The following is a 6,746-nucleotide window of genomic DNA, read 5'->3' on the forward strand; positions in this document are numbered from 1 at the left end:
CGCGCCAACCCGAAATACACTCAGGTTAACAATACGCTAACAACACCAAAAACTATGAAAATCTGGTGTCACAATGACCCAAATATGACTTTCCAAAAGCAAAAATTAGACAAAAATAAGGCAAGGGTGTGCCGAAAATAGAGGCGTCTACAATAGGTAGAGCGCCTTACAAGTTCTTCGTATTATCGCAACCTTCAGAATCAGGCCGCTGCGCCCGTAAAGCTTTGCTGACGCATATTCTGTGGCGAACTATTAAGTTCTTTATTGAACCAGCGCGTCAGATTGCAACGTGTGCCAAACCCTGTTGCAACTGCAATTTCGGGCAAAGACAGACTTGTGTGCTGCAAAAGCTGCTGGGCACGCTCCAGGCGCAATGCCCGATAAGCAGGCAGTGGTGAAACACCAGCTTTTTCCTGGAAACGGCGCTCCAGCTGACGTGTAGAAACACCTACGATGCTGGCGATCTCCCGGATCTTAAGCGGGTCCTCGATATGTTCCTGCATGACCTTCAGTGCGTTAACGATCAATGTATCATCACAGGCGCTCTGACGCAGTTGCACGAAAGCTTTGGACGGGTTCTTGCGGGTTTCGTTCAGACCCAGGTATTCACTGATTGCATCGGCCAGGAAATGCCCCTGATCCTGCTGAAGGATCCCGATCAGCAAAGGAAGTGCGGCAAAACTGCTGATCGCGCTCTGGATACGGCCAGAATTGGTCGTGCGCCCACCAGGAGTTTCTTCCTGAAGGTTCATTTCATGAGCGGCAGCGAGAAAATTCGGGTGAATGGCCAGTTGATGATCAAGATTAAGACCGCCGGCCGCCAAAAGGAAGATAGCACTGCCAATCACAAGATTGCGTGGCGCAAGACGCAGGATCTGCTGAAGGCGACTGCGCTGCACGGCGTCAATATGCCAACGGCTGTGAAGGTCGCCCAGAAAAATGACGGTGCGGCGCTGCCACTGACGCGGATCATTATCGACCGGGGCGGACAGGCTGCGCAGAGTAATACGATAGGGAGCGGAAGAAATCAATTCATTCGCCGTGCGAAACACCTCGGAAACCATATGCGCAGAAGCTGCAGATGCGTCTTCAGGCAGGATGATATAGATCTCTTGTTGCAGAGTCTGGCCAGCGGTTTGCATAGCGTGTGTCTGGCGTGGTTCTGAATATGTCATGATTTCTCCTCTCGGCTAACCGGTCTGAAAACCGGCGGCAGGGGGGGGCATCGCCCTGTCAGAGGGCGATGCAGAAAGTATCAGGCCCGGACGATTGTGACCGAGCAATGTGCGTTACGTACGACACGGGCAAGGTTCGGCCCGATTTCATAGTTCGGGAAATCACCCTTGGCAGACGCCATAACGATCAGGTCGAAACCTTCTTTATGCGCCAGTTTCAGGATTTCGCGATACACGCTGCCTTCTTCGATGTGGATCGCCACATCTTCCGCACCATTGGCATCCAGAACACCGCGCAGGATACCTGTCACGTGATCTTTTGCACCGGCACCGTAGTTTGCAGGCAGATTGGGCAGCAGAACGATTTCAGGAATAACTGAAACCACTTCCAGGCTTGCACCATAAAATTTCGCCTGCTCCAGCGCGACTGGCAGAGCTTTCTTCCAGGACTGATCATCGGTGTGATCGATCGGAAGCAGAATTTTTGTCGCCATCTGTCATCTCCTTAAGATGTAAACATCAGGTCGTGGAAGGGGCGGGCGAACCCGCCCCCGGTGATTACTTATTCAGCAGCTTCGCCGCTTTCTGTTGCACCGTTGGATGCAAAGAATTCGCGGGTCAGTTTGAACACAATCGGGCTGAGCAAGATCAGAGCGATCAGGTTCGGGATCGCCATCATTGCGTTCAGCGTGTCTGCGATGTTCCAAACCAGACCAAGATCAGCAGTTGCACCGAAGTACACAGCGATGATCCAAAGCACGCGGTAAGGCATCAGAGATTTGGCACCAAAGAAGAAGCCAACGCATTTTTCACCGTAGTAGGACCAGCCCAGGATTGTGGTGAAAGCAAAGATCGACAAGGAAATTGTGATCAAGTAAGCGCCGATGCCTGGCAGGGATGTTTCAAACGCCAGAGACGTCAGAGCCGCACCAGATTCACCGGATGTCCAGGCGCCAGAAGCGATGATCGCCAGACCAGTGATGGAACATACGATGATAGTATCGATGAAGGTACCCAGCATCGCAATCAGACCCTGGTTAACAGGACCAGCAGTGGAAGCTGCTGCGTGTGCGATAGGTGCTGAACCCAGACCAGCTTCGTTTGAGAAGACACCACGTGCCACACCAAAACGAATTGCCATCCAAACAGCCGCACCAGCGAAACCGCCTTCAGCAGCGGAAGGTGTGAATGCATGTGTGAACACAAGGCTAAGAGCTTCGCCCAATGCGCCGATGTTGATCAACAGAACCAGAATACCGGCAATGATGTAAGCAACAGCCATGAATGGAACCAGTTTACCAGCAACGGAACCGATGCGAGTAATACCACCAAGGATAACACCAGCCGTCAGGACCATCAGAATGATGCCGGTTACATATGTTGGCACGCTGAATGTGCTTTCCATAACCGCAGCAACACCGTTTGCCTGTACGCCGTTACCGATGCCGAAAGCAGCGATCGCGCCAAAACCCGCAAACATTGGTGCCAGGAAGTACCATTTTTTGTCGAGACCGTTTTTGATGTAATACATTGGGCCACCAACAAAGTTACCCAGCTCGTCCTGCTCGCGATATTTCACGGCAAGAACAGCTTCGGCATATTTGGTCGCCATGCCAACAAGGGCAGTCATCCACATCCAGAACAGCGCACCAGGGCCACCCAGGAATACAGCCGTTGCAACACCTGCGATGTTACCGGTGCCGATGGTGGCTGACAAAGATGTCATCAGCGCGTTGAAGGGGCTGATTTGGCCTTCGCCAGAAGCTTTGCGCCCCGCGAACAGCAGCTTAAAGCCAGTGCCCAATTTCACGATAGGCATGAACTTCATGCCGACCTGGAGGAAGAAACCTGCCCCCAGGATCAAGGCCAGCATCCACGGCCCCCATACGATACCGTTAATGGTACCTACAATATTTGATAACGCTTCCATGGTTTCCCTCCCGTTGCGTTTCTCAGTTTTTCGCCGCCAGCACGGTTTCCCGTGCCTGTTTCAAAGCAGCAAAATCTTCATCTGCATGGAATGAGGACCGCGTCATAGGGGTGGCTGAAACACCCAGAAACCCTTTGGCACGTGCGGCCTTTTCCAGTTTTTCAAAGTCTTCCGGTGTCCAGAAACGGTCCACCGGATGGTGCTTTGCGGTGGGCTGCAGATACTGCCCGACCGTCAGGAAATCGACATTGGCGGCGCGTAGATCATCCATGACCTGACGCACTTCCTCTGGCGTTTCCCCAAGACCGACCATAAGGCCGGATTTCGTGAATATCGAAGGATTGTAACGCTTAGCGTCATCCAGCAGGCGCAGCGATTGATAATAGCGCGCACCGGGGCGTACCGTCGTGTAAAGACGCGGTACGGTTTCAAGATTGTGGTTAAACACGTCTGGCGCGGCTTCGTAGACCAGATCAGCGGCTTCGCCTTTGCCCAGGAAATCCGGTGTCAGCACCTCAACAGATGTGTCCGGACAATTGTGACGCACTGCGCGAATGGTCTGAGCGATGTGATCTGCCCCGCCGTCATCCAGATCGTCCCGGTCGACAGAGGTGATCACCACATGGCGAAGGTTCAGTTTCTGCACCGCTTTTGCCACGCGGCCTGGTTCAAACACATCCAGCGCATCCGGACGGCCCGTGGATACGTTGCAGAAAGAACAGCCACGCGTGCAGGTTTCACCCATGATCATCATGGTCGCGTGTTGTTTGGACCAGCATTCACCGATGTTCGGACAGGCGGCCTCTTCACACACAGTCGTCAGGTTATGATCCCGCATCAGGCGTCGGGTTTCATAATATTCCTGAGACTCAATCTTTTTGCGACGGATCCACTTTGGCTTGCGTGAAACCGCATTGTCAGGCCGGTGGGCCTTTTCGGGATGTCGCTGGCGCAGGACTGGCACGTTCATAATAAATAACCTTACGCGTGGATCGCGCGGCCAAGCGCGTCGAGGCAAGCTTCTTTAACGGCTTCGGCCATGGCCGGGTGGGCATGACATGTGGCTGCGATCTCTTCCACCTTAGCATCTTTTGCCATGGCAAGTACAAGCTCTGCGATCAGATCACCGCCATGTGCCCCACAAATATGTGCACCAAGCAGAGTTCCATCTGGTTTCGCCAGCACTTTCACAGCGCCATCGGTTTCACCAATCGAACGCGCACGAGAGTTCGCCATGAAAGAGAACTTGCCGCTGATGTATTCAACGCCTGCGTCCTTCAACTGCTCTTCGGTCTGACCGACAGAGGCAACTTCGGGATCGGTGTAAACAACACCAGGAACCAGGTTGTAATCGACATGGCCTTTTTCACCGGCCAGCATTTCAACACAGGCAACCCCATCTTCTTCAGCTTTATGCGCCAGCATCGGGCCGGGCACACAATCGCCAATCGCGTAAACGCCGGGCACAGATGTTTGGAAGGTGCCGTCAACCTCAACGAAGCCGCGGGCATTCACCTCAACACCCAGATCTTCAAGACCCAGGTCACGCGTCACAGGGCGGCGACCAATGGCAACCAGCACTTTGTCGGCATCCAAAGTTTCGATCTTATCTTTACCAACCCGTTCCATGGTCAGGGTCAGCCCTGCGTCAGATTTCTCAACGGATTTCACCGCGCGACCCAGCGTGAACTTCAACCCGCGTTTTGCAAGCGACCGTTGCGCCAGTTTCGCGATCTCGCCGTCATTGGCGGGCAGGATGCGATCCAGATATTCAACAACAGTCACCTTTGCACCAAGGCGACCCCAGACCTGGCCAAGCTCAAGCCCGATCACACCCGCGCCGATCACCACAAGATGTTCGGGCACCTCCGGCAGATCCAGTGCGCCGGTGCTGGACAGCACGTCAACTTCGTCAATCTCAACACCCGGCAGTGGCGTTGGTTCAGAACCGGTTGCGATCAGGATATGTTTTGCAGTCAGTTCCTGTGCGTTGTCGCCGGAAACAGACACTTTGCCCGCCTCAGGGATGGACGCCCAGCCTTCGATCAGATCAACGCCGTTTTTCTTGAACAGAAAACCGATGCCTTTGGTCAGGTCACCCACGATCTTATCTTTACGTGCAAGCATGCCAGAAACATCAATGCTGCCCCCTTCGACGGAAATACCGTGGGAGGAGAGATGGGACAGTTCGGCATATTTCGCCGAAGAGGTCAGCAAAGCTTTGGAAGGGATGCAGCCGACGTTCAGGCAGGTACCACCAAGGGCGCCACGTCCTTCAACACAAGCTGTTTTCAGACCGAGCTGCGCAGCACGAATCGCCGCAACATAGCCACCAGGACCACCACCAATAACGACAAGATCATAGTCAGACATATGTTGCACCTTCTGCATGGCACCCTGTAACGGGTGCATATTCTCTGATTAAACTACAATTTCCCCTCCAGGGACATTTGTTTCCTATAGTGGAATTTTCCATCAAAGCAATCCTTTTCGCATAATTGCGATAAGAATTTGCGGTAACATTTGGATGAATGCGTGAAATTTCACGGGTGCAATGATACTTGCGCCCACAATCTTATGCCCATGGGCTAACGATCATGCCGGATGCTGTAAACCGTACAATAGGAGTGTAATGCGCAGAATCTTCAGGGCTGTGCGCTACCCGTAAACCAGGTTCCCCCATCAAGAGAGCGACACCCCAACCAATGGCCCGGGATGTTCGGCAGCTGCTATCTGCACTGCAAGCCTTCCGCCACCACCAGGGCAACGGACAAACGATATTTTGATATAGTGAAAAATAAAAAGGAGGGTCCCGACCCCCGGAACCCTCCACCACCCCGTGTGCTCCCAAGCACCACACACGTGTTCTGAATTTCGGGTCCGGGCCATCCTGGCCCTGTTAATGATCTAAACCCAAGACCGTCTGCATTGCAACTTCAACATTCAGACAAAACACTTAAAATTCAGCATGTTAATCTGCCAAAATGCATAAAGCGCCCACAAAAGCAGGCGCTTTTAAATTTTCCACAAATAGTTGCGTCCCAAAAATTAACCGTAAACGCTTTCTTTGCCAAAGTGTTTGGTCAGCATATAGTAGACAACAGCGCGGTATTTGTTGCGCTCGGAACGGCCATAAGTTTCGATAGTCGCGTTGATCGCGTCCATCAACTGTGGACCATCTGCAAGACCAAGTTTCTTGATCAGGAAGTTGTTTTTAACTGTTTCCAGTTCGGCTTCCTGGCCCGCAGCAACGGTGGACGCATCAGCGTTATAAATGGAAGGACCGCAACCGATGGTCACTTTTGTCAGCAGATCCATGTCTGGTGTCATGCCGCATTTGTTTTTCAGGTCGTCAGCATATTTCGCGATCAGGTCGTCACGTTTGCCCATAATATTCTCCCAGCAAATTTACAAAAGGGGTTTCCCCGTGGCGAAACGGTACTGCGGAACGCGGGCAGGTCAAAGGAAAAGATTTACATGCTTTTCCCCCTAAAGATTTCAGGGCAGTGCACAGAACAAAAACAGCCGCCAGATGGCGGCTGTTTCTTTGGCTTTTTATGACTCTTAGTAGCGGTAGTGTTCTGGCTTGAAAGGGCCTTCTGGTGTGACGCCGATGTAGGACGCCTGTTCCTCAGACAGCG

The 6,746-nt window shown here is 52.7% G+C and carries 7 protein-coding genes; all 7 read right to left on the reverse strand.

Going from position 1 to position 6,746, the window contains the following annotated elements; genetic code table 11:
• Nucleotides 1-200 precede the first annotated feature (200 nt).
• Nucleotides 201-1,175, reverse strand: a complete 975-nt coding sequence (locus H1D41_RS18045) for a helix-turn-helix domain-containing protein (protein ID WP_228850236.1) — start codon at nucleotides 1,173-1,175, stop codon at nucleotides 201-203.
• A gap of 80 nt (nucleotides 1,176-1,255) precedes the next feature.
• Entirely contained in the window at nucleotides 1,256-1,669 is a 414-nt protein-coding gene (locus H1D41_RS18050; protein ID WP_228850237.1) for a universal stress protein, read from the reverse strand.
• Between the two features lie 68 nt (nucleotides 1,670-1,737).
• The gene (locus H1D41_RS18055) at nucleotides 1,738-3,105 is read right to left on the reverse strand and encodes an alanine/glycine:cation symporter family protein (protein ID WP_228850238.1); all 1,368 of its coding nucleotides are present in this window, start codon (nucleotides 3,103-3,105) and stop codon (nucleotides 1,738-1,740) included.
• Nucleotides 3,106-3,127: 22 nt separating this feature from the next.
• Nucleotides 3,128-4,075 carry a lipoyl synthase gene (gene lipA / locus H1D41_RS18060; RefSeq protein WP_228850239.1) on the reverse strand — a complete coding sequence of 316 codons (948 nt, stop codon included), beginning with the start codon at nucleotides 4,073-4,075 and terminating at the stop codon, nucleotides 3,128-3,130.
• 11 nt (nucleotides 4,076-4,086) lie between these two features.
• Nucleotides 4,087-5,478 (reverse strand): dihydrolipoyl dehydrogenase, encoded by a 1,392-nt coding sequence (gene lpdA / locus H1D41_RS18065; protein ID WP_228850240.1) that lies wholly within the window; start codon nucleotides 5,476-5,478, stop codon nucleotides 4,087-4,089.
• Nucleotides 5,479-6,153: 675 nt separating this feature from the next.
• Nucleotides 6,154-6,495, reverse strand: a complete 342-nt coding sequence (locus tag H1D41_RS18070) for a DUF2853 family protein (protein WP_107497703.1) — start codon at nucleotides 6,493-6,495, stop codon at nucleotides 6,154-6,156.
• A gap of 174 nt (nucleotides 6,496-6,669) precedes the next feature.
• A partial coding sequence (locus H1D41_RS18075) for an adenosylhomocysteinase (RefSeq protein WP_228849775.1) occupies nucleotides 6,670-6,746 on the reverse strand: 77 nt, incomplete at its 5' end.

It is taken from the genome of Halocynthiibacter styelae, assembly GCF_016123485.1.
Lineage (GTDB): Bacteria > Pseudomonadota > Alphaproteobacteria > Rhodobacterales > Rhodobacteraceae > Halocynthiibacter > Halocynthiibacter styelae.

Excerpts from the sequence above, each read along its gene's own strand:
- H1D41_RS18045 (WP_228850236.1), bottom strand. The coding sequence starts at position 1,175 with ATGACATATTCAGAACCACGCCAGACACACGCTATGCAAACCGCTGGC.
- H1D41_RS18050 (WP_228850237.1), bottom strand. The coding sequence starts at position 1,669 with ATGGCGACAAAAATTCTGCTTCCGATCGATCACACCGATGATCAGTCC.
- H1D41_RS18055 (WP_228850238.1), bottom strand. The coding sequence starts at position 3,105 with ATGGAAGCGTTATCAAATATTGTAGGTACCATTAACGGTATCGTATGG.
- lipA (WP_228850239.1), bottom strand. The coding sequence starts at position 4,075 with ATGAACGTGCCAGTCCTGCGCCAGCGACATCCCGAAAAGGCCCACCGG.
- lpdA (WP_228850240.1), bottom strand. The coding sequence starts at position 5,478 with ATGTCTGACTATGATCTTGTCGTTATTGGTGGTGGTCCTGGTGGCTAT.
- H1D41_RS18070 (WP_107497703.1), bottom strand. The coding sequence starts at position 6,495 with ATGGGCAAACGTGACGACCTGATCGCGAAATATGCTGACGACCTGAAA.